The sequence below is a fragment of the Chitinophaga ginsengisoli genome, from assembly GCF_003014595.1.
In the GTDB taxonomy this organism is placed as follows: Bacteria; Bacteroidota; Bacteroidia; order Chitinophagales; family Chitinophagaceae; genus Chitinophaga; species Chitinophaga ginsengisoli.
Map to the genome: position 1 here is coordinate 66,968 of NZ_PYGK01000018.1, position 25,780 is coordinate 92,747.

25 protein-coding genes, 1 tRNA gene and 1 pseudogene are annotated in these 25,780 nt (G+C 43.2%); 11 read left to right on the plus strand and 16 right to left on the minus strand.

The window, feature by feature from the left end:
- The first annotated feature begins 581 nt into the window (after positions 1 to 581).
- From CLV42_RS29050 to CLV42_RS29060, 3 genes are all read left to right on the plus strand, one after another.
- Positions 582 to 1,433, plus strand: a complete 852-nt coding sequence (locus tag CLV42_RS29050; RefSeq protein ID WP_106605454.1) for an SDR family oxidoreductase — start codon at positions 582 to 584, stop codon at positions 1,431 to 1,433.
- Positions 1,434 to 1,481: 48 nt separating this feature from the next.
- Positions 1,482 to 2,375, plus strand: coding sequence for a helix-turn-helix domain-containing protein (locus CLV42_RS29055; protein ID WP_106605455.1), 894 nt, complete (start codon positions 1,482 to 1,484; stop codon positions 2,373 to 2,375).
- A 110-nt stretch (positions 2,376 to 2,485) separates the two neighbouring features.
- On the plus strand, positions 2,486 to 3,121 hold the full coding sequence (locus CLV42_RS29060; RefSeq protein ID WP_106605456.1) for an NAD(P)H-dependent oxidoreductase: 636 nt from the start codon (positions 2,486 to 2,488) through the stop codon (positions 3,119 to 3,121).
- Positions 3,122 to 3,365: 244 nt separating this feature from the next.
- On the opposite strand, the gene CLV42_RS29065 is transcribed toward CLV42_RS29060, so the two are convergent.
- The 7 genes from CLV42_RS29065 to CLV42_RS29095 all read right to left on the minus strand — a co-directional run bounded on the left by CLV42_RS29065 (position 3,366) and on the right by CLV42_RS29095 (position 7,353).
- Positions 3,366 to 3,439 (minus strand) — tRNA-Pro (locus tag CLV42_RS29065).
- Between the two features lie 196 nt (positions 3,440 to 3,635).
- Positions 3,636 to 3,836 (minus strand): helix-turn-helix domain-containing protein, encoded by a 201-nt coding sequence (locus tag CLV42_RS29070; RefSeq protein ID WP_262510014.1) that lies wholly within the window; start codon positions 3,834 to 3,836, stop codon positions 3,636 to 3,638.
- Between the two features lie 30 nt (positions 3,837 to 3,866).
- Positions 3,867 to 4,346 carry a DUF2975 domain-containing protein gene (locus CLV42_RS29075; RefSeq protein ID WP_106605458.1) on the minus strand — a complete coding sequence of 160 codons (480 nt, stop codon included), beginning with the start codon at positions 4,344 to 4,346 and terminating at the stop codon, positions 3,867 to 3,869.
- A gap of 189 nt (positions 4,347 to 4,535) precedes the next feature.
- On the minus strand, positions 4,536 to 4,838 hold the full coding sequence (locus CLV42_RS29080; RefSeq protein WP_106605459.1) for a putative quinol monooxygenase: 303 nt from the start codon (positions 4,836 to 4,838) through the stop codon (positions 4,536 to 4,538).
- Positions 4,839 to 4,903: 65 nt separating this feature from the next.
- Positions 4,904 to 5,707: an alpha/beta fold hydrolase gene (locus tag CLV42_RS29085; RefSeq protein WP_106605460.1), complete on the minus strand. Its 804-nt coding sequence runs from the start codon at positions 5,705 to 5,707 to the stop codon at positions 4,904 to 4,906.
- 76 nt (positions 5,708 to 5,783) lie between these two features.
- Entirely contained in the window at positions 5,784 to 6,452 is a 669-nt protein-coding gene (locus tag CLV42_RS29090; protein WP_106605461.1) for a type 1 glutamine amidotransferase domain-containing protein, read from the minus strand.
- A gap of 187 nt (positions 6,453 to 6,639) precedes the next feature.
- Positions 6,640 to 7,353 carry an antibiotic biosynthesis monooxygenase gene (locus CLV42_RS29095; protein WP_106605462.1) on the minus strand — a complete coding sequence of 238 codons (714 nt, stop codon included), beginning with the start codon at positions 7,351 to 7,353 and terminating at the stop codon, positions 6,640 to 6,642.
- Positions 7,354 to 7,572: 219 nt separating this feature from the next.
- Here CLV42_RS29095 and CLV42_RS29100 point away from each other — a divergent pair, with 219 nt between their 5' ends.
- From CLV42_RS29100 to CLV42_RS29110, 3 genes are all read left to right on the plus strand, one after another.
- Positions 7,573 to 10,047, plus strand: a complete 2,475-nt coding sequence (locus CLV42_RS29100) for a sensor histidine kinase (protein WP_106605463.1) — start codon at positions 7,573 to 7,575, stop codon at positions 10,045 to 10,047.
- Between the two features lie 12 nt (positions 10,048 to 10,059).
- Positions 10,060 to 12,009, plus strand: a complete 1,950-nt coding sequence (locus CLV42_RS29105; protein WP_106605464.1) for a sigma 54-interacting transcriptional regulator — start codon at positions 10,060 to 10,062, stop codon at positions 12,007 to 12,009.
- Between the two features lie 282 nt (positions 12,010 to 12,291).
- The gene (locus CLV42_RS29110) at positions 12,292 to 13,191 is read left to right on the plus strand and encodes a LysR family transcriptional regulator (protein ID WP_106605465.1); all 900 of its coding nucleotides are present in this window, start codon (positions 12,292 to 12,294) and stop codon (positions 13,189 to 13,191) included.
- Between the two features lie 52 nt (positions 13,192 to 13,243).
- On the opposite strand, the gene CLV42_RS29115 is transcribed toward CLV42_RS29110, so the two are convergent.
- Positions 13,244 to 14,176, minus strand: coding sequence for an AraC family transcriptional regulator (locus CLV42_RS29115; RefSeq protein WP_106605466.1), 933 nt, complete (start codon positions 14,174 to 14,176; stop codon positions 13,244 to 13,246).
- Position 14,177: 1 nt separating this feature from the next.
- Positions 14,178 to 15,152 carry an NADP-dependent oxidoreductase gene (locus CLV42_RS29120; protein ID WP_106605467.1) on the minus strand — a complete coding sequence of 325 codons (975 nt, stop codon included), beginning with the start codon at positions 15,150 to 15,152 and terminating at the stop codon, positions 14,178 to 14,180.
- A gap of 219 nt (positions 15,153 to 15,371) precedes the next feature.
- Between CLV42_RS29120 and CLV42_RS29125 the strand changes: the two genes are divergently transcribed.
- Both CLV42_RS29125 and CLV42_RS29130 read left to right on the plus strand, forming a co-directional pair.
- On the plus strand, positions 15,372 to 15,857 hold the full coding sequence (locus CLV42_RS29125; protein ID WP_106605468.1) for a hypothetical protein: 486 nt from the start codon (positions 15,372 to 15,374) through the stop codon (positions 15,855 to 15,857).
- Between the two features lie 12 nt (positions 15,858 to 15,869).
- Positions 15,870 to 16,628: an oxygenase MpaB family protein gene (locus CLV42_RS29130; protein ID WP_106605469.1), complete on the plus strand. Its 759-nt coding sequence runs from the start codon at positions 15,870 to 15,872 to the stop codon at positions 16,626 to 16,628.
- 16 nt (positions 16,629 to 16,644) lie between these two features.
- Here CLV42_RS29130 and CLV42_RS29135 read toward each other — a convergent pair whose 3' ends face one another.
- The 4 genes from CLV42_RS29135 to CLV42_RS29150 all read right to left on the minus strand — a co-directional run bounded on the left by CLV42_RS29135 (position 16,645) and on the right by CLV42_RS29150 (position 19,936).
- On the minus strand, positions 16,645 to 17,010 hold the full coding sequence (locus CLV42_RS29135) for a DUF420 domain-containing protein (protein WP_106605470.1): 366 nt from the start codon (positions 17,008 to 17,010) through the stop codon (positions 16,645 to 16,647).
- A 75-nt stretch (positions 17,011 to 17,085) separates the two neighbouring features.
- Entirely contained in the window at positions 17,086 to 17,964 is an 879-nt protein-coding gene (locus CLV42_RS29140) for an NmrA family NAD(P)-binding protein (protein ID WP_106605471.1), read from the minus strand.
- Positions 17,965 to 18,027: 63 nt separating this feature from the next.
- Positions 18,028 to 18,879, minus strand: coding sequence for an oxidoreductase (locus tag CLV42_RS29145; RefSeq protein ID WP_106605472.1), 852 nt, complete (start codon positions 18,877 to 18,879; stop codon positions 18,028 to 18,030).
- 148 nt (positions 18,880 to 19,027) lie between these two features.
- Positions 19,028 to 19,936 carry an AraC family transcriptional regulator gene (locus CLV42_RS29150; protein WP_106605473.1) on the minus strand — a complete coding sequence of 303 codons (909 nt, stop codon included), beginning with the start codon at positions 19,934 to 19,936 and terminating at the stop codon, positions 19,028 to 19,030.
- Positions 19,937 to 20,152: 216 nt separating this feature from the next.
- Between CLV42_RS29150 and CLV42_RS29155 the strand changes: the two genes are divergently transcribed.
- Entirely contained in the window at positions 20,153 to 21,037 is an 885-nt protein-coding gene (locus CLV42_RS29155) for a right-handed parallel beta-helix repeat-containing protein (RefSeq protein ID WP_106605474.1), read from the plus strand.
- Between the two features lie 165 nt (positions 21,038 to 21,202).
- Here the strand turns inward: CLV42_RS29155 and CLV42_RS29160 are convergent, their stop codons facing one another.
- Complete coding sequence (locus CLV42_RS29160; protein WP_170117696.1) at positions 21,203 to 21,721, minus strand: YkgJ family cysteine cluster protein; 519 nt, start codon at positions 21,719 to 21,721, stop codon at positions 21,203 to 21,205.
- A gap of 413 nt (positions 21,722 to 22,134) precedes the next feature.
- On the opposite strand from CLV42_RS29160, the gene CLV42_RS29165 reads away from it, so the two are divergent.
- Positions 22,135 to 23,085 (plus strand): hypothetical protein, encoded by a 951-nt coding sequence (locus tag CLV42_RS29165; protein ID WP_106605476.1) that lies wholly within the window; start codon positions 22,135 to 22,137, stop codon positions 23,083 to 23,085.
- Positions 23,086 to 23,469: 384 nt separating this feature from the next.
- Here the strand turns inward: CLV42_RS29165 and CLV42_RS29170 are convergent.
- Positions 23,470 to 24,093 (minus strand): annotated as a pseudogene (locus CLV42_RS29170) (RagB/SusD family nutrient uptake outer membrane protein); the annotation flags it as partial.
- A 219-nt stretch (positions 24,094 to 24,312) separates the two neighbouring features.
- Positions 24,313 to 24,852, minus strand: a complete 540-nt coding sequence (locus CLV42_RS29175) for a lipid-binding SYLF domain-containing protein (protein WP_106605478.1) — start codon at positions 24,850 to 24,852, stop codon at positions 24,313 to 24,315.
- A 444-nt stretch (positions 24,853 to 25,296) separates the two neighbouring features.
- Here CLV42_RS29175 and CLV42_RS29180 point away from each other — a divergent pair, with 444 nt between their 5' ends.
- The gene (locus CLV42_RS29180; protein ID WP_106605479.1) at positions 25,297 to 25,686 is read left to right on the plus strand and encodes a hypothetical protein; all 390 of its coding nucleotides are present in this window, start codon (positions 25,297 to 25,299) and stop codon (positions 25,684 to 25,686) included.
- Positions 25,687 to 25,780 lie beyond the last annotated feature (94 nt).

A 25,780-nucleotide genomic window follows, 5' to 3' on the forward strand; every position in this document is an offset into this window, starting at 1 on the left:
TAAAGCAACAAACGCACTATTTAATTTCTTGTATCCGAAAGTGATTGCAATGCTCAAAAATATAACCGCTAAGCATAAAATAATTATAACAAGCTACCTTGAACGCCCAAAAAATAAGTATCAATACGTTATAACAGTTCGAATCTATTCAAGACTAACTACATAATTAACAAAGACTGACCAGAAAGAGCAATATTTGATGTCGAATAACAAGGATCAATAAATTCTAAATTCAACTAAAACAATGAAAGTCAGGTGGTAATAAAACAAAAAAGGACAAAATGAAAAGCTTCATTTTGTCCAGAAAAGTCGGGACGACTGGACGAATTTCGAACTTGCTGATGCAGGATTTAAAGGTATTAGGAGAATTTATTAGTAAAGGAATCACTTTTAATATTACTGCCAAAGTGGCAATGATCAATTAATTACCGGTGAGCTTAAAGCGGAATACATTCGGACCAGGTCGGGACAACCGGACAAGTCTTACTTATCAGTAATTTGTTTCCTTTTTAGTGGTAAAATGTACTCTTGAGCTGTTTTTCCGGCTTTTACCTTTGTATTGTATAAAAAACTACAACACAATGAAAGAAAGCAAAGTATGGTTGATAACCGGTGCAGGTAGTGGCATAGGACTGGAAATTGCCAAAGCAGCACTTGCTGCGGGCAATAAAGTTGTCGCTACAGGTAGAGATACAAGTAAGGTTACAAAGGCAATAGGTAACACTGCCGATAGTGTATTGGTAGTTAAAATGGATGTAACTAATCCGAAGGAAATATCTACAGGAGTAAATTCAGCAATTGAAAAATTCGGTACAATCGATGTGCTCGTTAATAACGCCGGCAATTGGTATGCAGGTTTTTTCGAGGAGTTAAGCCCAGCTCAGATGGAACGTCAAATGGCTACCAATTTATTTGGACCAATGAATGTTACAAGGGCTGTTTTACCCGTCATGCGAAAAAATAAATCCGGACATATCATATCCATTTCTTCTACAGCTGCATTGGTTGGTTACGAACTCTGTTCAGCTTATGCCGCGTCTAAGTTTGGTTTAGAAGGTTGGATGGAATCTTTAAACTTAGAAATTGCTCCATTTGGTATCAATACAACCATTGTAGAACCTGGATTTTTCAGAACCAGCTTATTGGAACCATCTTCAACAATATGGTCAGAGCTTCAATTGGAAGACTACGCTGATCGTATTGCTGCACTGAAGCCTTGGTGGGAAAGCATGAGTGGCAAACAAGGTGGTGATCCTGCTAAGTTGGCAGCGGAATTGCTTACAATTGCAGCAGAGAAAACACCTCCCAAACGTTGGATGGCGGGTGCAGATGCCATTTCCGAAGCAGAAAGAAAGGCAAAGGAATTAATAGATCAAGCCAATGCCTATCGGGAATTATCTTCATCCCTGGCCTATGAGCCTACAGCAGTATAAAAAAAACGACTGTAACAACATCAATTGAAAATGTTTTAACTTTATAGAATGACATTGTTCAAAGACTTTGAGTCATTTAATAAGTACCTGGGGGTAGCGAATCCTTTGGACAGTAACATTGATGTAGGTTACTATGACGTTCCTAAAATGCGTCTGAAGTCAGAACCTGTGTCAATTGACTTTTACCGAATTGCCATTAAGAGCAATTTCCTTGACAAGACAGGTTCTGACTTTGATCCAGGCAATCCAAAACCCATTACAGCTGTTTTCTTTAACAGTCCTGGGCATTCAGGCGGCTGGGACATAGAACCTACATTTAATGGAATGTATGTACAGCTTTCTAAGAGACTGATTGAAGAAAACCGTTTTCTGTTCAAAAATTACCTTGATTATGGCCAACACGAACCATTGTATTTAATAGAAAGAGAAGAACAAGAAATCAGAACCATCTTTGCCCTGATGCTGAAATACTACGATAGCAGAAAAGACAATTTCAATGTGTTATTTTCTTATGTGCATGTTCTAGTTTCGCTAGTGGAAGCGTTTTACAAAAGACAATTCTCATCGAATCCTATACGATACAGCCCCATAGTATCCGAGTTTCAGCGACTCCTGATAACCTATTATAATGAACCCCAAAAGCATATTCCCACGGTTCAATATTTTGCAGATAAATTAGGTTTGACTCCAAACTATTTGGGCGATATCATCAAATACTTTACCCAAAAGTCACCTCTTGAAAACATTCACGAGTTTGTAGTTAAGAAAGCAAAGGAAATGCTTGAAGAAAGAACTGATTTAAACAATACAGAAATTGCTTATGAGCTCGGCTTTGAATACCCAAATTACTTCGCTAAGTTTTTCAAAAAGCAAGTCAATCTAACTCCCAAAGAATACAGGCTTCAAGTGTCCGACAAGCTCGTGAGTAAGCAACGGCTTTAAGACTTTTTAACAAGTAATTTGTTTCCCTTTTTCTGGTAATTTATATCCTTCTACCATGTCGGCCCTTTCTATTTTTGTGTTATCAAATCAGCACTTAAAAATTAAAAGAAATGGCAAAGGCAAAAAAGGTATTGCTCATCAATTCACATTTAACTTATCCTAACTGGACCGAAGGGACATTAAACAATGCATTCTATCAGGCTGCGAAAGATTTTTTCAGATCAACGTCAATTGAAGTATTAGAGACAACCATTGAAGATGGTTACAATCCTAAAGAAGAAGTACAAAAGCATTTAGAAGCCGACATCGTAATTTTACAAATGCCAGTAAACTGGTTCGGTGCTCCGTGGATATATAAAAAATATGTTGATGAGGTTTTCAATACAGGGTTATTCAGTAAAACATTCCTGACGGATGACGGAAGAACTAAAGACGATCCGACAAAACAGTATGGGACAGGCGGACACTTGCAAGGGAAAAAATTTATGATTTGCGCAACCTGGAATGCACCCGCCGAAGCGTTTGACAATCCTGCACAACCACTGATGCAAGGTAAAAGCGTAGCAGACCTTTTCCTAAACATTACAAGTAACTACCGCTTTTGTGGTTATGAGATCATGGAGGGCTTTAACTGTTTTGATATTTTCAGAAGAAGTGACATTGCTAAAGATCTTGAAAACTATCCATTACACTTGAAAGAAGTTTTCAGGTTAAGCCACCTTTCTCAGCGAGAAAATTTGAATTAGATAATTGAAGAAATAGAGAATATGAACAATATCATTTCAAGTACTTATCGAACGGTCCAACACGTTTATACTTCGTTATAAAAAACCTCACCTACTATATTTTCAGTATTTTTTCTCAACTGGATTCGAACCATATAAACTATTTCTTTACAACGACTTGAATATTTGGTAGCCATAAAGTGCTAAATTTACTCAAACTAAAAAGGCTTCAAGTTCAATGACTTAAAGCCTTTTTAGTTTTCTGTCGGGACGACTAGATTCGAACTAGCGACCCCTTGCACCCCATGCAAGTGCGCTACCGGGCTGCGCTACGTCCCGAACCGGTACCATCGCTTTTTTAACGACGGGATGCAAATGTAACAATAAATTTCATTTTTTAAAATTTTAAATCACTTATTTTCCCGGTCCTATAAACCCCACCCGCTGAGCTTTATATAATTGACAATCAGATTGGTATAGGGGACATTATTTTGCAACCGATGTTACTTCTGAAAGGGGTCCCGCCGACAGTTTGCTAGCTGTCCGTCGTTACTTTTTCGTCATTTACATGTTCCAGGATGTCACCGGGTTGACAGTCTAATGCTTTACAAATTGCTTCCAATGTACTGAACCGGATTGCTTTTGCCTTCCCTGTCTTTAAGATAGAGAGGTTAGATAATGTCAGATCAACTCTTTCAGAAAGTTCATTCAGAGAGATTTTTCGCTTTGCCATCATGACATCTAAGTTTACGATAATAGGCATAGCTTAAATTGTTAAGTCATTCTCAGATTTCATATCTATGGCATTCTGCAATATTTTTTCAAATATCGCAGCAGCAGTTGCAACTACTATAGAAACAAAAGTAGTCACGATACACATGGCTATAAAGCCCGCAGGGTCATCGTCTTTATGATGGAATATTCTTACGTATAGTCCTGCAGCCACGATTAAAACACCTAGCACAATTGCACAATACTTTATGCTCTTTAAAGTCTTAACCGAACCTGATGAGAATACTTTGTTTTGTCCGATATATCCAAGTAATCTGAACGCCTTGTATAGCGCAACAAAAAAAGCGATGGATGCTGCATATCCATACAAAATGAACGGATCAAGGTAAATGCTAAACAAGTCTAAGTTTGCGGCTCTTCCTTCGGTTAAGGGAAGTCGAATCAAAATGGCAAGTGCTATAATGCCGATTAACACGATGACTGCCTGGAGGAATATTATTGACATCCTTTTCATAATGATGGTATGATTTTTAGATCACACCTCTAAAATAATAAATAATTATCGATAAACAATAAATATTTGACGTTTTTCAGATAGCCAGATAAGTATCTGGTTATTCCGACGGAAAGAGGAAGCCTTGAAATTCTTATTACAAAGAATTTCAAGGCTTCCTCCTTTAGTAGTCTCTGAATGGATGCTGAATCAATCTTCCAACGGAATAGCCAACATCACTTCCCGCTCTTCCAATAAGGGAACAATTTGTTCAACTACCCCTTTTTTAAAGTGATCAGCATTCACATGTGCCTGCTGCGCAGACTCACTGACATACCCTTCAAATAAGATCAGGGTATTTGCATCTGCCTTACTCCGGTGAATTTTGTAAAAAAGGTTTCCTTCTTCCAGCACTGTTTTCGAGTGTACCTCTTTCAATAACCTTAAGACAGTTTCCAGGTATCCTTCTTTTACTTTCCATCGGGCAAATACATGAATAGGTGTGGTGGCCATGGCTATATATTTTTGTTCACAAATGATTTTTACTGTGAATGGCCGCAGGCATCTGACGTATAGCGTTATTGGGCAGCCTGCAGGATCACTTCAGCTACTTTCTCCGGCTTTGCCAGCATGGCCACGTGGCAGGTTGGAAGATGTAAGGTTGTGGCATTAATACGCTTCGCCATCTCAGCTTCTACCCGTGGAGAAATGATGTGATCATTGTCCGACACAATAAAAAAGCTGGGCTTATTCTTCCAGGCCGGATTGGATACTTTGGCAGAGATGGTGCTCACGTGAAAGCGTCCCTGACCGGCTGCAATAACCTTTGCTTCCTGCCGGGGCAGGTCCTGCGCAAAATGATTGATCACTGTTTCTTCTTTCAGTTGAATGAAACTATCGATAATGACAGGATCTGCCAGGCCGGGCGCATCGGGTATCTTCCTGGCGGCAGCATCCTTATTGAGGCTTTCGATACTTTGCCCTTCATCCAGCGCATAGGCAGCTACGTAGACGAGGGATTTTACCTTTTCGTTGTTACCTGCCTGGGTAATAACAACACCTCCCCAGGAGTGGCCCACCAGCACTACTTTTCCCGGCGCTTCACGGATAGCCCGCTCCACAAAAGCCACATCATCTCCCAAAGAGGTCAGTGGATTCTGAACAGCGATGGTCTTGTATCCGTTCTTTTGCAAAATGGGTATTACCTTATTCCAGGACGACCCATCAGCAAAGGCTCCATGTACTAATACAATTGTGGGTTTATCGTCCTTTTGGGAGATTGGCGATGGCCGGGACACGCTGGTAAATGCGATGAAAGAAAGACTCAACAACAGGAGTCCGATCCCGGCAATTTTTCCTGCCGTTAGTTTGATGGTGCTCATAATTTTTGATTTAACGTGATGATATGCCCTTTGCCGGTATTCGGCGCAAAGGCTTAAAGGAACCTTCAGTGAAGGGTCAGGATTCTAAAATAGCAATGACTCTTTCGGCTACCCCCTGGGCTGAGGCAGGGTTTTGTCCGGTGACCAGCCGGCCATCAGTAATACTATACGGCTGCCAGGGAGCGATAGCTGTATAATTGGCCCCACGCTCTTTCAACAGATCTTCCAGTTCAAAGGATACATCATCCTTTGCATAACCATTTTCTTCAGCAATACTGAACCCCGTTACATTTTTACCCCTGACGAGGTAAGAACCGTCTTTCAACTTTACATTCCCCAAAGAGACCGGACCATGACATACCGCGCTCACCACTTTACCATTCTCATACATCTCGCCCAGTATCCTTTGTACGGGAGGATTATCTGTCATGTCAACAACAGGCCCCAAACCACCGGGAACAAAAACGGCATCATAACCATCTATCGACAGTCCTTCGACGCTTTCCGTATTTTTCATCTTCGTTGGTCCATCACCTTTAAGAAATGCCTGGTTGATGGGATCTTCCAGTTCCACCATATCTATAGGGGCTTCCCCTCCTTTGACACTGTAGATATCAATGTCATATCCTTTCTCTTTGAATGCTTCATAAGGGTGGGCCAACTCGGTCAGTAAACTTCCGGTACGACGTTTTTTAGGGCCGATAATACCGGCGCTGGTTACCATAAATAAGATCTTCTTCTTCATGATTAAGAATTGAAAAGGTGATTAGATGGGTAATTATTATTGTGCTTTAATGTGTCAACAGCCAATCAGCCACTACCAGAACAAAGTTGATACGAAGTCTTTTACCGATAAAATAGGCTGAGTAATAGCTGCTCTTATAATTCTGATAGCCTTTATCTTAATGCAATTTTTAATAGCTATTTACGTGTCATAACGGCGCCAGTTGAATGAGATGATGATATCCTTTCTCAAAGGGAGGTTCTTTGACAGCCGTTTGCAAAAATTCCAGCACGGGTTGCACAGCGGGATCTTTTAAATGATGTTGGAATGCATTCAGGTTACGGAATTTCTTGTAAATGACGAACCTCGTCTTATGGTGTACCATGCGGCTCAATGTAAAGACCAGCAAGCCTGATTCCTTCCGGAAGGCGGATATCATCTCCTGATTGATTGATCTGAAACGGTCTTCCGTACCCGCTTTCAGGTCTGCCAGCAACATGATGGTCAGGGGCTGGTCATCGTCCCGGGGCGCTTCCCGGGAAATCCCTTCCAGGTCTTCCAGGAAGACAATCTCAACCAGTTCTGCCAGCCCAAGCTCTGCCAGCCCATTGACCATTTTTGCTGCTGCACTCTTGCTATTCATTTTGTAAAAAGCCTCATTGCTCCATCGCTCAATGACCCATATAATAGCAGCATCTCCCTGTTCATAATAAGCTTCTGCCATTATATTACCAGGCGCCCTTCCTGAACTGAGTACATACGCACTCAATACTTCTCCGATCTTATTCTGCCAGAAAGTTTTCACCTGGTATTGCTTCAACACAACAGCTATAGCGTTGTCTGAGGGCCGAACCGCTGTCCGCTTCCTGCATGTACCAATAAAGGATAAGACGGTCGTCCTCCATCTTTTAAGCATTTTCATTTTCGATAGATATTGAAAAAGCAATCGGATTAGCAGGTAAATATGGCAAGAACCCTTCCCCGGGACAAATAAGCTGGGTAATAGATACTCTCATTATTCTGATTAGTCGCAGCCCTGGCGGGTCGTGCAGGAAAAAGAAATTGCTTTGCCGTTTTTTTATTAGCTTTCCTGCAAAGACCCTTTGGAATCGCCCGTTTTATCTCACCGTAAAAGAATAATATGTCAAGGGGAATTATTGCTTACCTCATATTCTACCTGTTGCTGACACCCTTTAGGGGGCTATCGCAACTTTCGCCACCGTCAGCCATTCCCGGCTATTCTTATCACCCGATGCATGAGGACAAGCCCTCCTGGCAGCGGCTAAGCCTCCTGATGGGCGCCACTTTTCTGGTAGTTGCCAAGGAAGGACAGGTGGACCTGGACAGTTGCCTGCACGCAGCCAGCCGCTCCATGGGAATAAGCCGGTTTTCCCTGTTAGCCGAAGGGATCGACGATCCGGACCTGGCAGCACAATCAAAGTGGATCGACCGTTATGAACCTGCACAGGGTATCCGCCAGCTTTCGCAGGCTTCGGGCAAAAAACATGTGCAATTATTACTTTTGCTGGGTGCTTATTATGCTTTTCAGCCTCATAATTATAACAGGTACAAAGACAGTGTCGAGTATTTTCTGACCAGCGCCATACAGGAAAGCGGATCACTGAAGGAAGATAAGCTCGCCAGGCTGGCGCTCTGCCTGCTTGTAAAAGTATATGCCCTGGGCAATGATGAAAAGGCCCTTTCGGTTTGCCAGACATTGATTGCACGATGCAGGCAGGCGGGGGATAAAGATACAGAAGCAAGGGCATTAGCCTACCGGAGTAAATTCACACCGCCCATGGTCTCCACGCTCAAAAGAAAGATCGATGATGCGCAGCAGGCGGCGGTGCTCTATCACAGCATTGGCAACTTTGAGGGTGAAATAAATGCATTGACAGATCTTGGTTATTTACAGATGATTATCGGGCAAATACAGGCCGCGTACGAAAACCATCTGAAAGCATTTGATCTGGCAGCATCCATTCATTATCCTTATATCCATTATAATGCGCAGGCGCTTGTTACTGTCACGCTCTTTCAGGGAAAGTTTGGCGAACCGCTGCGGTATGCCTATCAACTGATCAGAACTGCTGAGGAGACCCGTGACAGTCTCGCCTGGGGTTATTTTTATACCAACCTGGCGCATTTGTATGGATGGGAAGGCAGAACAAAAGAGAGCTTTGAATGGTCACAAAAGTCGGTCAACCGTTTCGTGGCCGAGCGTAATACATCTGTGTACCGTATGTTAGATAATGTGGTGCTCTTTATGCAGGAGAATGGGCAGGCAAAAGAAGCGCTGGACCTTGCACTGGACATCTCAAAAAAAGTAGGTTTCCCCACCACTTTTTCGGACCAATTCGCCTATCACACTGTATTTTCCAACTGTTATATAGGGCTCCATCTGCCAGACCAGGCAGCAATACATATTAATAAACTTGATGACCTGGAAACCCAGGCCGCAGCTATCAGAGGACCGATGAGAAGATCTGAAGTCGATGGTCAGTTTGCCTACTTAATGATAGAACGGAAACAATACAGGAAAGCGAGGGAATTTCTTAATAAGCGATTCATTTCCCCCTCCATTATGGGCGGCTACCTGGCGTCCAAACTTCAGGCATACCAACAGCTGATCTTGATCGACTCTGTACTTGGCGACAATGCCGCTGCGGTAACCCATTACAGGAAATATATGCAGTTACGTGATTCAGGTTTTCAAATATCTAAACTAAGACAGGCAGAAGAGCTCCAGGTCATTTATCAGATGAAGGAAAAGGAGAACGAGATAAGCTCCCTGACACAGCAGGCAAAACTTGAAAAAGCCAATTCAGAAAAGGCAGCCCTCGTAAGGGACCTGACGATAGCCGGTATTTTTGCGGCGCTGATTATCGCAGCTTTATTATACCGGCAAAGCCGCTTAAGAAAAAAGAATAATCAGGTGATCATGGCGCAGAATGAACAACTACAACAGCTGCTTGCCGATAAAGAGTGGCTGTTAAAGGAAATACATCATCGCGTCAAAAACAATCTACAGATCATCATGAGTCTGCTGGATTCACAGTCTGAATACATCAACAACGATGCAGCGCTGGCGGCTATTGAAGACAACATGCGCCGGGTGCATGCAATGGCGCTCATACACCAAAAACTTTATCAATCGGAGGATATTGCCACCATTGCCATGCCTGATTACATCAATGAACTGGTGAGTTATGCGCGGGAGAGCTTCGATACGAACAACCGGATCGTTTTTGAACAGGTGGTTGAGCCGCTGAACCTGGATGTATCGCAGACCATCCCGCTGGGCCTGATCATCAATGAAAGCATCGTCAATGCCATTAAGTATGCATTCCCTCATGGACGAAAAGGGATCGTGCGTATACATTTATACAAGGATGAAACCCGTCATTTAGTGCTGAAGATAGCAGACAATGGTATAGGCCTGCCGCCGGAGTTCGATACAAAGGCACATACATCCCTGGGATTTGACCTGATGCAGGGGCTTACCAAACAATTGAATGGCAGCTTCATTTTTGAAAGCAATAATGGCCTGCATATAACGATCAGATTCCTGGAATTAAGCAGTCACTTTTCGCACAAAACTTTGGTCAACCTTTAAGTTGTTTTTTGTATGAAAAAAAAAGTGCTCATTGTGGAAGACGAATTTATTGTAGCTAATAATCTCCGGCAAATATTAGAGCGGTTCAGCTATACTATAACCGGCATCGCAGCCTCTGCCGAAGAAGCGGAAGCATCTCTCCGGAACCAAAAACCAGATATCGCGTTGCTCGATATCCGGTTGCAGGGAGAACGCTCGGGTATCGATATCGCCCGTAAATTAAGGTCTGAAAACATTGCCTTTATCTATCTGTCAGCCAATTCCAATCAAAACATACTGGAAGAAGCAAAGACAACAGAGCCTTATGGTTTTTTGGTAAAACCATTCAGGAAAAAGGACTTACTGGTCATGCTGGATATCGCATGGTATCGTCATAAGCAGGCGCTCGAATCGATCATGCACCAGGAAAGCCTCTTGCAGCAACAAATAACGGAGGTGAGCCATGAAAATCTGGAAAGTGAACAAAAATTGCTGAAGATAGCCAGGATCTTGCAATCACACCTCCCATTCGATCTTATCGCAAGCGGCCTCCGACCACTTACTATGGACGCATTCAACGACAAAGCGTATTTGCGTGTTGGGTTCGACGAATACCAGTTCATAGGTGAAAAAGAATTACTGACCATTTCGAACTTAACGAAAACTGCGCTGACTGTGATCCTTGCCAACAGTCATACAGATGTCAGCCCGCTCATTTATAATCATGAAACGTCCGACAAAAAACCAAATGTTCCGTCGCTGCAGAAAACACTGATCGAAACATTTACGATACAATCATACCTGGTGTTTCCCGTTACACTTGGTAATGGGCAGTCGTTTCACTACTTTTTCTATAGCCGCAGGCAGGATATTTATAACCACCACCATATTGCCTTACTGAACCGGCTACGCCAGTGTCTGATAGCCGTAGCTGAAACACTGGTTAATTCAGCAAGCTCACTGATAATACCAACGGCAGCATCTTCCGGGCTCCCGGCATTCAGCAGTATTATCGGAAAGCACCATCTCTTATTAGCGGCCCTCGACCTCACTACACAGGTTGCACCTTACAACACATCGGTGCTGATACTGGGGGAAAGCGGCACGGGTAAAGAAAAAGTGGCTCACTCCATTCACTTACTTTCACCCCGTAAAAACGGGCCATTCATCAAGGTAAATTGCGCGGCCATTCCGGCTACTCTCCTGGAATCGGAACTATTTGGCCATGAGAAGGGCGCTTTTACCGGCGCGATGGAAAAAAGAAAAGGCCGGTTTGAGCTGGCTGATGGCGGCACCATCTTTTTAGACGAGATCGGCGAACTTCCAACTGACATGCAGGTAAAAATATTGCGCGTTTTGCAGGAGAAGGAAATTGAATACCTCGGCGGCGGATCTCCTGTTAAAGTCAATGTTCGCATCATTGCCGCTACTAACCGGAACCTTGAGAAAGAAGTAGCTGCCGGTAATTTCCGGCTTGACCTCTATTATCGCCTCAATGTTTTTCCCATTACATTACCACCGCTGCGCGAACGAAAAAGCGACATAGAAGACCTCGCCAATTATTTTGCAGAGAGCTTTTGCCGGGAGTTCAATAAGCCCTTCATGGGCATTGCAACATCCATGATGGAGGATATGTTGGCTTATCATTGGCCGGGTAATATTCGAGAACTCGAAAATGTTATAGAACAATCTGCCATTCTCAACAACGGAAAGTCTGCATTAACTTTAAGGCGGAATTTAACGGGAACAGCCACTGCTTCTACTCCAAAGGGGGATATTCAAAATCTGGAAGACGTAAAGCGCATTCAAAGGGACACGGAAAGAAACTATATCATTTCAATTCTCAAAAAAACATACGGCCGTATCCGGGGCATCAATGGCGCTGCAGAACTATTGAATATTAAGCCCACCACGCTGGAATCAAAAATAGATAAGCTGAATATCAAAAGGGATGATTTCATGAATTCAGAAGGTAATTATTAAACCTTAAACGTCTGTACCGGGCAATAATTCCCTTGCCCGGATCGATTAAAGCCATTGATGTACAGACTCCAATACTTTCGGAGGACATCTACACTCACCTCCAATTTTTTCGGACTTTCCACTTTTTCCGCTCCTCACCATGCCAGCATAAACACCTGTTTTATAATGCATTGCAATCGTAAATCTTTCCGGTTACGGACTTATCATCAACTGGCACACCGATGGCTGTCATTACCTGCAGCGGAATTTACCTGCTGCATTGACCATAAAACACACCTATTTATGTTGAACCTCGAATGGTTTAGAACCTTTAAAGCTATTTATGAAACAGGCAATCTGTCTGCTGCTGCGCAAACGCTCTTTATTTCCCAACCCGGCGTAAGCCTTCACCTGCGATCGCTGGAAACCTACACAGGCCATCTTCTATTTGAGCGTGAAACTAGAAAGATGATACCTACCGAACGGGCGACCATCCTGTACAATTGTATCATCGACTCTATGAATAACCTTGTACAGGCGGAGCAGGTGTTCTGCAGGAATTCCAAAGCAGAGAAACCGACAATTGGCGTAGGTATGTGCTTTGAGACCTTCGAACACACGCTTGAAGAGCATGTTGCCCGGTTGCCCTTCAACCTGATCCTCAGATTCGGTGAATATGACCAGATGCTGCACGACCTCGATATGGGAGCACTCGACCTCGTATTAACACCACAAAAAGGGCGGCAGCCCAACCTCGAATACACTCCTTTCGCCAAAGAGCGCATTATGCTGATCTGTGGCGGCGAAACAGATACCACCGCGCTGGACGAACTAATATTAGTCAATAACAAAGCGGCCATCAGGCAATGGCTCAGGAAGCAGATATGGTTTACCGCCGCGGCAGATATGGGGCACCTTAAAAACTTCTGGATCGCCAATTTTGACGAACAGCCCGACGTCCAGCCCAACTATATAGTGCCAAACGCAGGTTCCATCCTCCGTTGCCTGCGAGGCAGCAAAGGTTTTGCTGTGATGCCGGACTTCCTGTGCAAAAAGGAGATTGAAAACAAGACAGTCAGGTTGGCCTGGGAAGGCTGCTTTCCCGTGGAGAATACCCTGTATTTTGGTAAACGGAAAAAAACGATATATGCCAGGGAAATCAAACAGCTCGAACAGCTATTGACACAGAACTGGTTTGCCTGAATAACATCCATCTATTCTTAAAATAAAAAGGACCTGTCATCGCTTTTCGCCATCAGTTAAACGACTGTCTGAACTCCAAAGGCAACAGCTTAGTTTTTGCCTTGAACAGTTTGCTGAAAGATTGCGGGTGTTCAAACCCCAATTCGTAAGCTATTTCGCTAACGGATAAATCAGTTGTAGATAATTTTTCCTTCGCCTTTTCAATCAGCTTATCGTGAATGTGTTGCTGCGTGCTTTGTCCTGTTAACCGTTTAAGTACACGGCTTAGATAACTTACAGACACATTCAGACTTTCAGAAATAAATTGAACTGTAGGCAATCCTTTTTGAATTAAATCATCGCTGTTGAAATAATCGGTAAGTAACTCATCCAAACGGCTCAGGATCTGATGATTTCCTATTTTCCTGGTGTTAAATTGCCTGTGGTAAAACCTTTCGGCATAAGTAAGCAATAGCTCTAGTTGTGCAATGATAACATTTTGACTGTGATCGTCAATGTTTGAATGATATTCCTGCTGAATATTCCGAATGATACTGACAATAATTGCTTCTTCTTTTTCTGAAAGAAAAAGTGCTTCGTTCACGGCATAATCAAAAAAATCGTATTGCTTTATTTTTTTTGCCAAAGATGTATTCCAAAGAAAATCGGGATGGATGAGCAGCACCCATCCCGATTGTTTTAATTCTTCTTCTTTATCAAGCGCGATGCTGAAAAGCTGATTGGGTGACATAAATGACATGGTTCCCTCATCAAAGTCATATTCCTGCTGGCCGTATTTTAGTCTGACAGCCCCTTTCTCATTGAGATTCCTTTTCAGGGCAATCATATAAAAATCCAACAGCAAATTCATTGGTTCATCGCTGTGTAAATGTTTAGCGGTTTCAACATTTATCACACTTATCAACGGATGTTCAGGTTTAGGTAAGTTCCTGAATTTGTGAAATTCACCTATTGTTTTTATCCTGTAAACTCTCCTGTTTGTCATTTTAGTGTTCTTTTCTGACTTCCAATACAAGTTTACCACGAACGTGCCAGCTTTCACTTTCCTTATGTGCCTCGGCCACCTGTTCCAATGGATAGACCTTACTAATAACAACTTTCACTTTGCCGCTGTCAATCAATTGAGCTATTTCACTTAAGTATTCTGCAGAAACATAACTACCACTGCCGCCTACCACCTCACCTTTGGCTTTCTTTTTTGTAAGTGCCTCTTTGACTTCGTCGCCAAACGCGAAATCAACGTTTACGCTCACATAGATACCGCCTTCTTTCAATACATTTATACATTTTAATCGCTCTTTGTTATCACGCAGTGGCGAAGCATCAAATACAAGGTCAATGTCCTGCAACAATTCTTCAAATTGCTGGTTCCTGTAATCAATCACCTCATCGGCGCCAATTTGCTTCAAAAATGCAAGATTTCCTGCAGAAGCCGTCCCGATAACATACGCACCTTTTGCTTTTGCAAACTGCACAGCAAAACTGCCAACACCACCCGACGCGCCGTGAATGAGGACTTTCTGGCCTGCCTGCAACTGTCCTAGTTGAAAGTTACCCGCCCAGGCAACCAACCCAGCCAAAGGTACACCTGCTGCCTCGTTAAAAGAAATGCTTTTAGGTTTCAAAGCAAACTGATTTGCTTTCGCCGAAAAGTATTCCGCATAACTTCCATCTCCGGGGAAATTTGGGACACCATACACTTCATCTCCCCTTTTGAAGTTAGTTACGTTGCTACCCACTTCTTCTACAATACCTGCTGCGTCCCAACCCAATATCAAAGGCAATTTTAAAATGGGTTTTAAAAAATCATTCCCGCCGTTACGGATTACCCAATCAGCAGGATTTACGCCACTTGCATAACATTTCACCAAAATCTCATCCGCTCCGGGAACGGGACGCTCTACTTCTTGTATTTTCAAAACTTCCGTTCCACCAAATTCGTTAATTCTTACTGCTTTCATTTTTAATCATTTTTGTTAGTACAAAGTTGCAATCCTACTAAAAAACCGGAGTAACCGAATTTGACTTTGTAGTAGCCAAAAATGAAGTACGGTCATTGATCGGCAACACACTACAAATATCTAAGCCAAATCCGAACTACGGAATACAATACGAAAAATAAGCAGGTAGTATTGGCAGAATGAAATAAGTTTACTTACTTTGCAATACAAAGTACTTCTATGACACCCAATTCAGCAGAATTCAGGAAGGAAATAAAGGCCTGGCTCATCATTTTTATCGTCTCCCTCCTTTTGAGCGGTATCACCGCTTTCCCTGTAGAAACCGAGCTACAATGGGTTTGCTCGTGGTGGCCCTGGCCATCTTCTACCTTTTATAAATGGTTATATACCTGTTACCTGGCAATAAAGGATACCAATGCACAATATCCTTACCTTGCATATGGATACGACTGGCTGGCATTTGCTCATATCGTCATTGCTATCGCATTTATCGGCCCTCTTAAGGACCCTGTAAAAAATATCTGGAGCATTGAATTCGGCTGTATAGCCTGCATAGCAGTTATTCCGCTCGCCTTTATAGCTGGATATATCAGGAAGATACCTGTGCACTGGCGGCTGATCGACTGTTCGTTCGGAGTTATCGGGATAATCCCCCTGTTAATATGTCACAGAAGGATAAGACAATTGGAAAAAGCAATAGCTTAAAAAGTATTTGTGATGAAGACATTTGTGGAGGATACATCAATTGTAAAGAAAATATGGAGCACGACAGATATTACGCTTTTCATATTTGCAGGCGCCAGTGCAGAGTTTGCATTGAACAAAGAAGTAGACTGGTTATACTTTACAGGCAAATTGCCTGCTGATCCTATCGGACGTTTGTTCTCAACAGTAAAATACGCACAGTACATTCTTTTTAAAGAAGAAAAAGAAGCGATTGCTTCGATTGAAAAAATAAATACAATACATCAGCATGTTGAATTGGCACGTGGCCGCAAAATATCCAATGAAGGCTATCAGGGTGTATTATATATGCTCATCTATTATTCGATCGCCTCTTTTGAATTATTACAGAGAAGGCTAACCAACGAAGAGAAAGACGAAATTGTAAATACCTTTGCGGGAATTGGCGATCACATGCAGATCCACGGTATTCCTGTTAATTACAGCGAATGGAAAACGCTGTATGAGTACCAGTTGACGCACAATCTCCTGAATAGTTCATTTACCAATAACCTTTTCCAACAATATAAAAAGCATCTGGGGATTGTCCGTTATTTCCTATTGCTGGATATTCAAAGGATGCTGGTATCTAAACAAGTCAATCATTTACTCCATCTGGGACGTCCATGGGTTGTTCCCTTGCTGATTCCGGTTTACAGATTGATCCGCAGCTACAAATGGCATAAGCAGTTGATACTAATGATGGTGCCCCGTAAATTTAAGGAGCAGGTGAAGACGATGGACCAAAGATAAAGTCAACTACTTCTTTTTACCGGTAGTACGGGGATATTAACAGATAGACGATCACGCCTGTCAAACTCACGTACAACCAGATCGGCATTGTCCAGCGCGTGATCTTCTTATGTAATTCAACCTCCATATTCAGGCCACGCCCCATGGATACCAACGCTAAAGGAACTGTAATGACCGCAAGTACAACATGTGTAATCAACAGGAAATAATAGATGTATTTTATTGCCCCGGCACCACCGAATACTGTTGACGGCATTGTAAAATGATAGAGCATATAAGACAATAAAAACAGTGAAGTGCATAAGAAAGCTGAAAAAACAAATGCACGATGCATCGCTATTTCCTTCTTCCTGATGGCAAAAAGTGCCGGCAAAAGAAGCACAAATGTAGTTGATCACTCACCAGCAATACAAAAGGCCCCTGCGCAATACAGGAGCCTCTTTACTACTTTATTATCTTATTGAAACACGGCCTTTTTGTCGGTAAAAAACGCAGCCAGTGTGGTGGCCTTTTGACCAGTAATGTCCTCGATTGTATTATTGGTACCAGCAAAGACGCCATCGATACAATCCTGTGCCACGTGTGTAACATGCTGGATAAAATGTGGGTGTGCACCTCTGGCAGCTGCCAGTTCATTGAAGCTTTGTATACTAACAGGATCATAGCTTATTTTCCTGCCCAACACCTTTGAAAGGACCTCACTCATCTCAAATACGTTATATTCCTCAGGGCCATACAACCGGATGGTCTGCCCCGCATAAGCTGCAGGATGAGTCAGGATCCTGGCTACCACGCGCCCCAGGTCTGCGGAATCTACCGGTGCCCAGCGTCCGTTGCTGAAAGGCAGAACAATCGTATCTTTCTCACGGATATCTTCACGTATATATAAAAACCAGTCATCAAAGAATGTGGGCCTCAGGTGTGTAACCGGTACACCAGACATGTCCAGTATACGTTCGCCCACCCAATGGTCCTGGGCGGCATTACTTTTTGCATCACGCCGGGCAGACACTTGCGACATGTTTACGATCCCTTTTAAACCTGCTTCCTTCGCTGCCTGCGCGAAATAAGCAGTTGCCTGCAAAACACCTGGTGTCAGGATCGGGAAACAAAAATATGCCGTGTCAATACCTGCCATAGCAGCTGCTATATCATCAAAGCGGAGCAAGTCTCCCACGAATATCTCCACTCCCTGTGCTGCAAGCTTCTCAGAACGCTCGTCCACACTGTGTACTAAGGCTCTTACCGGAATTCCCATTTTCAATAATTCTTCGATGGCAACACCGCCACTCTTACCGGTCGCCCCGGTTACCAATATCTTCAATTGCTTTTCCATATTATAATTTTTTGATTATTCGAATAAAATAGTCCTGCCAGGACTCACCTTCCATCTTTCAGACTACCCATTTTGCTTCACATCCTCATGATCAGTACTGGTGGTCACTGAGCGCCATTCCTCTATCTCCTGGTTGAATTGCTCCATCTTTTGATTGAAATAATTCAACGTGTCATTGCCCAGTGGCAGGTGTACCGGTGGCTTAGGTGATGCAGCCAGGGACATGACGGCATTAGCTAATTTGACCGGATCACCAGGCTGTTTATAACTGATCTGAGAGGCAAAGGCGCGCATCTGGCCAGCCGTATCCTGATAGTCAGCAATCACTGCCTTTGCAGCGGTTAAAGAAGAGCCATCGAGGAAATTGGTGCGGAAAAAGCCCGGTTCCACAGCAGTAACATGGATACCCAATGGCTTCAATTCTACGGCCAGTGCCTCATTTATACCTTCTACGGCAAATTTGGTGGCAGCGTACAGCCCCCAACCAGCAGTAGCAGTTAACCCTACCACTGACGACAGGTTGATCACATGACCTGAATGTTGTGCACGGAAATAAGGCAGGATAGCACGTGTTACATGCAGCAAACCGAATACATTTGTGTCAAACGACTGACGTACTTCCTCATCACTCGCTTCCTCCACAGCCCCAAGAAGGCCGAAACCGGCATTGTTGACCAATACATCAATACGGCCGAAGCGCTCCACTGCCTGCCGGGCCGCCTGTCTGGCCTGATCTTCATTTGTCACATCCAGCAAGACAACGTATAGATTATCATTGTTGAGGACACGCTGCAGTTTCTCTGGCTGACTGCGTACTGTCGCTACTACTTTATCGCCATTTGCCAACGCGGCTTTTGCGATTTCCAGGCCAAAGCCTCTGGAGGCGCCTGTTATAAACCATACTTTTGTTTTCATTGTTTGAAGTTTACACCAAAGTTCACCTAAAGCGCAGAGGATGGCCTTAGCATCTTCGATGCAACACTTATGAATTTCAACTATTGGGAATTTTAGGGAGTTCCCTGGGGAAACAGATCATTCCGGGAGAAACGATGACCGACCGTACTCAGGCCGGCACTGCATAGCTTTTTCGGAATTCACTTGGGGTTATGCCAAGGTTCTTTTTAAAGAACTGGGTGAAGTTGGGATGTTCTGCAAAGCCCATGGATATCCCTATCTCATGCAATGGCCAGTCAGTCTGCAACAATAGTGCTTTGCTTTCTTCGAGCAAACGATTCTTAATATGTGTACTTACATTCTGGCCAGTATGTTTCTTTAGCAGGGCATTCAGGTAATTAGGAGACAGGTCGAGGCTATCGGCAAATTCTTTCACTGTCTTAATTCTCATTGGACGCTGCTGGTTGATCTGCGAAGCTTCTGCCTCCAGCAGCTGGAAGAAATGATGAATATGCCCATATTCGTCAGATACACCATCCGGCCCTGGAAAGTCGGCTGTTTTTACACTCTCAATGATGATCAACTGTAAATAGGCCGCTATCGCCTCTTCCACCAGGGCGCCGCCTTTTCCAGCCTGTTCATGCATTTGCATATATAGGCTATTGATCACTTCAACTGAATCGGGCTGTAACCGGATAACACTTCTGGAAGTGTCTGAGAAAAGCTGATGCTTTTCCATTGTCAGTTTCAGCAATGGATACTCCTCTACATACCTTTTCTTAAACAGACAGTAATGCCCGACCAGCGACGATGAAATGCTACGCCAGGAAATAATCTCATTAGGATGCAGGAAAAGAATAGTATTGCCGTCAATATGATAGCTGTTCATGCCCAGCGAAAAGAGTCCACTCCCTTCGCGGATAAACAAGATCTTATAGAAATCCCTTCTGTTTGGAGAAATGTAATTATCACAAGCAATCTCCTCCGCGTTTACGACCTTGATATTCCAGTTTTGAAAGTAGTCGCGGGTCACCGGCGTACGGGTAGGAAAATCCTGAAGTTGAGAAATGTCTGCCATACTCTTTCACTTGAATAGAACCGCTACTAAATTAGCCATTTTATTCTTAAAAGGGCCTCCCGCTATAGTTAAAAAATAAATCTGTCCCATCCTTACGCAATCGTTGCCGATAACGATTGCGTAAAAAAATCATCACCGACTTATTCAATCTATCAATTAATTGCTGAAATTCAGTATACCCCTCATTACTATCTTTCAACAATTAAAACCCACATTATGAAAAACATCTCCCTCATTGCTTTGTTTTGTCTGGCCCTTGCCAGTTGTCAGAAAAACAATTCAGTATCCCCTGGCGTTGCTGATGAAAACCATTCCTCTTTAGCTGTTGTTAATGCAGCTGCCAGCAGTGTAACAGTGAATACAGAATCAACCCTGAAATCGGCCGTTAGTGCTGCAAAGGCTGGCGATATCATCACCATCAGCGGCACTATTAAACTGACCAGTACTTTACAGCTACTTAACAGTGGTACTTCCAGCTCCAAGATCAATTTAACCGGCGGTGTGCTGGATTGTTCAGGCATTTCATCCGGCTGGGGTGTAAAATGTAATGGAAGTTATTGGAACATCACTAACATGACCATTAAGAATGCCCCTGATTGCGGCCTTGTATTCCAGTATGGTGGTTACAACTATGTATATAACGTTACCACTTCCGGCAACCACGACTCCGGTTTGCAGATCTACAACCAATCGCATCACAATAACATCAGTTATTGTAATTCCAATGACAACTATGATACACAGAATGGCGGCGAAAATGCAGATGGTTTCGCCTGCAAGTTATCAGCCGGAGCAAGTAACAAATTTGATCACTGTACCGCCAATCACAATTCCGATGACGGCTGGGATCTTTACGGACAACCATCTACAGTTACTATCACCAACTGTACAGCCACCAATAACGGGTATGGCGGTAATGGGGATGGTAATGGTTTCAAACTGGGCAGCGCCGGACAAAATGTACCACATACAGTTACAAACTGTACATCAAATTATAACAAAGCCTCAGGCTATGATGGAAACGGTAATACCGGACATATTACCATCACCGGAAGCACCGGTACAGGTAATGGGAAAGCCCTGTTTTCCAGGATATATTAAGCCGCAGGTACACGGGCATCCGCCTTGTTAAGTAGAAGAATACTCCTGAACAAACTAAAGTTCCGAAACAACAAAAAGGTCGAAACACATCTTAAGTTTCGACCTTTTTGTTGTTCAAATCAGGAACCTATTGAAGCCCGAACTTCTTGGGCAGTCATCTCTTAATTATGTATTGGATTCACCTTTAAAGCCAAGCCTCTTCTTCATTTCTTCCAGCACATTATAAATGATAAGGCATCTGCCGTAATGCATCAGCATAGCGAAGAGACGACTGGTAAATTCGGGTTGATGCAAGCCTGGAAATTCACGGCATTCTGCAAAGCGATGCTCATAGATACTGCAGCAGTTAGCGGTCAAAAAATGGCAGGGAATGGTATTCATCACCATGATGTCATTGTTCGAACCGGTTTCAATGTATTGTTCCTTTATGTCTGCTTCAGACCGGTTCAAATGCGCTGCCAGACTGGTAATCTCACTGTCCGTAACATTGATCATAAGTGAACGGCAACAGTTGCCACAACTTGTGCAATCTATTTGTGGGGTAATAGTTGCATCAAGCTCTTGTACAAGCTCGTCAATAGCCGCAGATTCATGTGAGCGGAGAAATGCTTTGAATGCCTGATTTTCGGCTTCTTTTTCCGCTGCCGCCAGCGCAATAACGTCTAGTTGTGTAATGATATTCAAGCACGCAAGATACATAAATCTTTACAGAAATATGCCGTGGCTTATGTTGCATGACCGCAAAGAGGCTGAAAGTTCAATTACTGGCGCTTGTGTAAACCATAGCGCTTTTTACCGCTTTTATCCTGCTTAGATAACGTATCGAAACAGGAAACAGGTTATTTTGTTATACATCATTATACAATCGCAGTGAAAAAATAACCTGTACCAGCAGGAAGATAAAATTTCCCGATGATACAAAATTATCCTTACATTAGTAGTCGCAAATTGATACTATTGGAATTGTAACCCATGCTTGTTCGAATCAAGTAAGATTGACCCAACTTTCCATTCTGACATTTGCCTATTTTATTTATCACGAGCAATAGCTCGATAGACTAGTTTGTTATTATTCATCACCCTCAAAACCCACAAAAATGAAAACGTTTCATTGGTCCCTCTGCGTATTTTTATTCCTCTTTATCTTTACTGCCTGTAAAAAAGAGGACAAAACATCACTTGCACCGACTCCAAAAGAAGATGCCTCATTAACTTACAAAAGCTCCGATCAGATCCCTAATGAGATCATCCCTTTGTTGTATCAGGATCTTGTAAAGGATAAATTGTATGGACAGGCAGAAAATCTGAAAGCATCTTATTATAACACTTTAGCACTCCGAAAGGACGATCACAGGGATCTTCTGAAAACCGTTGAGACCAATCTCTCCTCTGCCAAAATACCTGCGATCGCAGCGGCTAATTTACCAACACGCCCTGTACCGGGTATAGGGGGAGGAGTTGTACTGAATGGCAACTGGGTTACCACCAGTGGAACAACCAGCGCTAATGTACAGGCGCTGGGAATCGTGTCCATAGATTTCAATGCGATGAATGGCAATCCTGCGACGGGCGGCGCCCCTGATGTTGCTAACCCTAGCCCGGCTCCAGCCGTTGGCCAGTTCCTGGGTACCACGGGCCAGTCAAAACGACTGGAAGCCTTTTCTCTCCCCTTTATCCAATTTGCGGCTGCAGATAACCTGGGCACTACTTACTACACCGGTTCATTTCCGTTTACCTATCAGGCGCATGTAGAAGGAATAGGATGGCAAAGTTATGTGTCATCCAGTTCATTTGCCGGCACCATTGGTCAAAGCAGAAGGATAGAGGCGATAAAGATTTATGGACCGGGTCTGAATAACCCTAATTATACCTTAACCTTTAATGATTCTTCTCCTTCCACAACAGCAAAGCTGTATATCTACTACAGAGTACATGCAGACGGACTGGGATGGATGAACTGGGTTCCTGAAAATAATATGGCCGGAACAACAGGGCAATCCAGGAGGTTAGAGGCGATACAGGTAAGGGCTTATCTTGTTAAGGTATAAGTATCGTCATATATGAAACACGATAAAGGACCCACCCTCAAAGTGGGTCTTTTTAATAGGGAAATGTATTCTATTAACTAATCATTAACCAACTTGGTGAACTTTTTTTGTATACTGCAGCACGAATGACCATGAACTTTACCAGAATTGGCTTATTCTAATTACGGGGGAATTAATCAGCATCAATATAACCAGCCAGCCAGTTCGCTTGTACAATACAATTAAACGCCCAATAGAAGGCGGGGGAAAGTGACTACTATATTTCAGCTACAGGACCTGCTCAAAAGCCGCAGATTAACACCCAACGCACAGGCTAAGAACGCAAGGATAATACAAGCATTCAAAACAGACATTGTATCGTAAAGATCTACTATTAGCAAACCTCTAGATCTCCGCCAGCCGAAATAATGTGCTGTATTCAGTAGCCTTGAAACCGGCTGAAAAATCAGGTCGTTTGGTATACTTGAATGGATAATAGTATGTTCGTCCGTTAATCGCCCGGCTTCTTATCCATGCATTTTTTCGCTTATCGTCAGGCGCAAATAACGCCAATAGTGAACCACTCAGCTCAAAGGGTGGTCGGGCACTTCCTATTGGAATAATCATAAAACCTTCCATCGTACTATAACCGATCATAGTGGGAAATACCTGGAAAATGGCTTCTTTACTTGCCGTAAGGAAAACTTTTTCCAGGCTTTCCAAACTGTAAAGACCACTATTGATGACTGCTGTTGCTTCTCCTTCCGCCATTGCCCATTGACGCTTATACAGATAACACCTCGCAAGCAGAGCCGCGGCGCTCCATTTATTGGCCCTCACCCGGCCTGCGGAAGGATAATTAGCGGGAAGCAATTCTTTTGCAAGTTGCAGATCACTAAAAATAGTTTCCCATACAAGATCAACATTAGCCCTTGGTAAAGTACTCGTTACTGTATAGTCAGTAATCTTCACCAGCGGTACATCACCAAACAATTGAACTAAGTGGAAATACAATAATGCCCGCAAAAAACTGCATTCACCAACCTATAAAACAGGCCGGTAAATTTTTACCGGCTTTTAGCATATAACAGCATAGATATACGAAGTCCTTATCAGCATACATCTATAAACATAAAAAAGCCTGTAAACCCCACAGTTCACAGGCTTTCGTTTAATCACCATGCAAGTGATTTCACCCTTTTCATAAACACATAGCTGATTCATCCCCTGGATTGAATAGGCTCAATGTCACTTCGCATGTGGCTGATATGTAAACTTCTGTCCTCCAAGCGCTGCCTCAAGCATCAAACCACCCTTCTCCTGGCTGAACACAAGTACACCGTCCCGGTACTTAACATTGGCTGCTGCTCCCTCTTTAGCAGCAATCGCAGAAGCCTGTCCTGAGAATTCAAGTTTATTATCCTTAAAGTGGTCCAATGCTGCTTTGTCTTCAAAAAATACTACTTCCCTATACGCCTGACCGCCAAACTGGAAACCGGCAGTTACCTGTATCATTTTCGCAAGACCAATAAAACGTCCTTTTTCATATACCGCACCTCTACCGGCGGCTCCACCAACACCTGCAGCCCCTTTACCGACATTAGGGAAAATAACATACCCGTAACTGTGGTCGAAAAGAGCATCCATCAGTTTGTCTGTCTTAACGAAGGCAGCTCTGGCCTTTTTACTATCAGCAATTATCCTTTCTTTGTCCTGACCTTTCACTATCGCAGGGAGCAATGATCCTGCCAAGAGGATGATAGCAAGGCCAAAAAGATACTTTTTCATAGTAATACCTTTTGGTTAAAAAATACAACCGGACGCGGCAATGCATACATTTATACAGTAAGCAGCCGGCACGATCCATATCTATAACACAAGTAACATGCCATCAGAAATCATGCTTAAAAGCACAAGCTATCCACATGTTGCATATAGGATTAATTCTCATTTTCAGCTGGCAACATGCATCTTCAATATGAATGCTGGATGTCCCATTCTATCAACCCACGGAGCAGTCTGCTTAAATAGCTTCGCAATATGGTTGATACCTTCAACAAACCTTCTGTCTTTTCCCCAGGTCTCTGTTTGTTTTATCTTGTTGGTGAAGCACCATACAGGTGGAAATTTTATTTCACATTAGCAAATGTTTAGCTGCTATTCCTGTCCCAAAAACACTTATATTTGTTACGATAATTTTTTAACCCGGACTCAAAAAAAGTACCATTATCTATGAAAAAGTTGTTCCCTATCGCATTCCTGTTATGCGCATTTTTTTCCTTGTCAAGTTTTGCTCCTGTACGCTCTGATGCTCCTGTGATCAAAAAGAGTGCCCGTCGCTACTCCTTTCCGATCACCGGTACAACTGATGGTACACCGGGAGCCGGCCAGCCTGCCGGCACCATTGCCTACGAAGTAAACGGCAGTGGAACCATTCCATCTTCTATTACTTTCAAAACATTGTCCGGTACTGTATTGGGTACTTACGCTTTCAGCTTAAGTTCTCCCAACAACTACCTGGCCGGTGGTATGAAAGCACAAACATCTATCTCCGGTGTTTATTTTCACATCAGCAGCGCTTGTGGTACGGGATATTGCTTAGAGTTCATTGGTGGAATTTGATGCCTCGCTAATCTTGCTGTAGGACACAATCAGGCATCTCCAGCATACCCGTTGATGCCGCTGCTTTTTTTTAGCTCTAAATGTATTAGACCTT

Excerpts from the sequence above, each read along its gene's own strand:
- CLV42_RS29050 (WP_106605454.1), top strand. The coding sequence starts at position 582 with ATGAAAGAAAGCAAAGTATGGTTGATAACCGGTGCAGGTAGTGGCATA.
- CLV42_RS29055 (WP_106605455.1), top strand. The coding sequence starts at position 1,482 with ATGACATTGTTCAAAGACTTTGAGTCATTTAATAAGTACCTGGGGGTA.
- CLV42_RS29060 (WP_106605456.1), top strand. The coding sequence starts at position 2,486 with ATGGCAAAGGCAAAAAAGGTATTGCTCATCAATTCACATTTAACTTAT.
- CLV42_RS29070 (WP_262510014.1), bottom strand. The coding sequence starts at position 3,836 with ATGATGGCAAAGCGAAAAATCTCTCTGAATGAACTTTCTGAAAGAGTT.
- CLV42_RS29075 (WP_106605458.1), bottom strand. The coding sequence starts at position 4,346 with ATGAAAAGGATGTCAATAATATTCCTCCAGGCAGTCATCGTGTTAATC.
- CLV42_RS29080 (WP_106605459.1), bottom strand. The coding sequence starts at position 4,838 with ATGGCCACCACACCTATTCATGTATTTGCCCGATGGAAAGTAAAAGAA.
- CLV42_RS29085 (WP_106605460.1), bottom strand. The coding sequence starts at position 5,707 with ATGAGCACCATCAAACTAACGGCAGGAAAAATTGCCGGGATCGGACTC.
- CLV42_RS29090 (WP_106605461.1), bottom strand. The coding sequence starts at position 6,452 with ATGAAGAAGAAGATCTTATTTATGGTAACCAGCGCCGGTATTATCGGC.
- CLV42_RS29095 (WP_106605462.1), bottom strand. The coding sequence starts at position 7,353 with ATGAAAATGCTTAAAAGATGGAGGACGACCGTCTTATCCTTTATTGGT.
- CLV42_RS29100 (WP_106605463.1), top strand. The coding sequence starts at position 7,573 with ATGTCAAGGGGAATTATTGCTTACCTCATATTCTACCTGTTGCTGACA.
- CLV42_RS29105 (WP_106605464.1), top strand. The coding sequence starts at position 10,060 with ATGAAAAAAAAAGTGCTCATTGTGGAAGACGAATTTATTGTAGCTAAT.
- CLV42_RS29110 (WP_106605465.1), top strand. The coding sequence starts at position 12,292 with ATGTTGAACCTCGAATGGTTTAGAACCTTTAAAGCTATTTATGAAACA.
- CLV42_RS29115 (WP_106605466.1), bottom strand. The coding sequence starts at position 14,176 with ATGACAAACAGGAGAGTTTACAGGATAAAAACAATAGGTGAATTTCAC.
- CLV42_RS29120 (WP_106605467.1), bottom strand. The coding sequence starts at position 15,152 with ATGAAAGCAGTAAGAATTAACGAATTTGGTGGAACGGAAGTTTTGAAA.
- CLV42_RS29125 (WP_106605468.1), top strand. The coding sequence starts at position 15,372 with ATGACACCCAATTCAGCAGAATTCAGGAAGGAAATAAAGGCCTGGCTC.
- CLV42_RS29130 (WP_106605469.1), top strand. The coding sequence starts at position 15,870 with ATGAAGACATTTGTGGAGGATACATCAATTGTAAAGAAAATATGGAGC.
- CLV42_RS29140 (WP_106605471.1), bottom strand. The coding sequence starts at position 17,964 with ATGGAAAAGCAATTGAAGATATTGGTAACCGGGGCGACCGGTAAGAGT.
- CLV42_RS29145 (WP_106605472.1), bottom strand. The coding sequence starts at position 18,879 with ATGAAAACAAAAGTATGGTTTATAACAGGCGCCTCCAGAGGCTTTGGC.
- CLV42_RS29150 (WP_106605473.1), bottom strand. The coding sequence starts at position 19,936 with ATGGCAGACATTTCTCAACTTCAGGATTTTCCTACCCGTACGCCGGTG.
- CLV42_RS29155 (WP_106605474.1), top strand. The coding sequence starts at position 20,153 with ATGAAAAACATCTCCCTCATTGCTTTGTTTTGTCTGGCCCTTGCCAGT.
- CLV42_RS29165 (WP_106605476.1), top strand. The coding sequence starts at position 22,135 with ATGAAAACGTTTCATTGGTCCCTCTGCGTATTTTTATTCCTCTTTATC.
- CLV42_RS29175 (WP_106605478.1), bottom strand. The coding sequence starts at position 24,852 with ATGAAAAAGTATCTTTTTGGCCTTGCTATCATCCTCTTGGCAGGATCA.
- CLV42_RS29180 (WP_106605479.1), top strand. The coding sequence starts at position 25,297 with ATGAAAAAGTTGTTCCCTATCGCATTCCTGTTATGCGCATTTTTTTCC.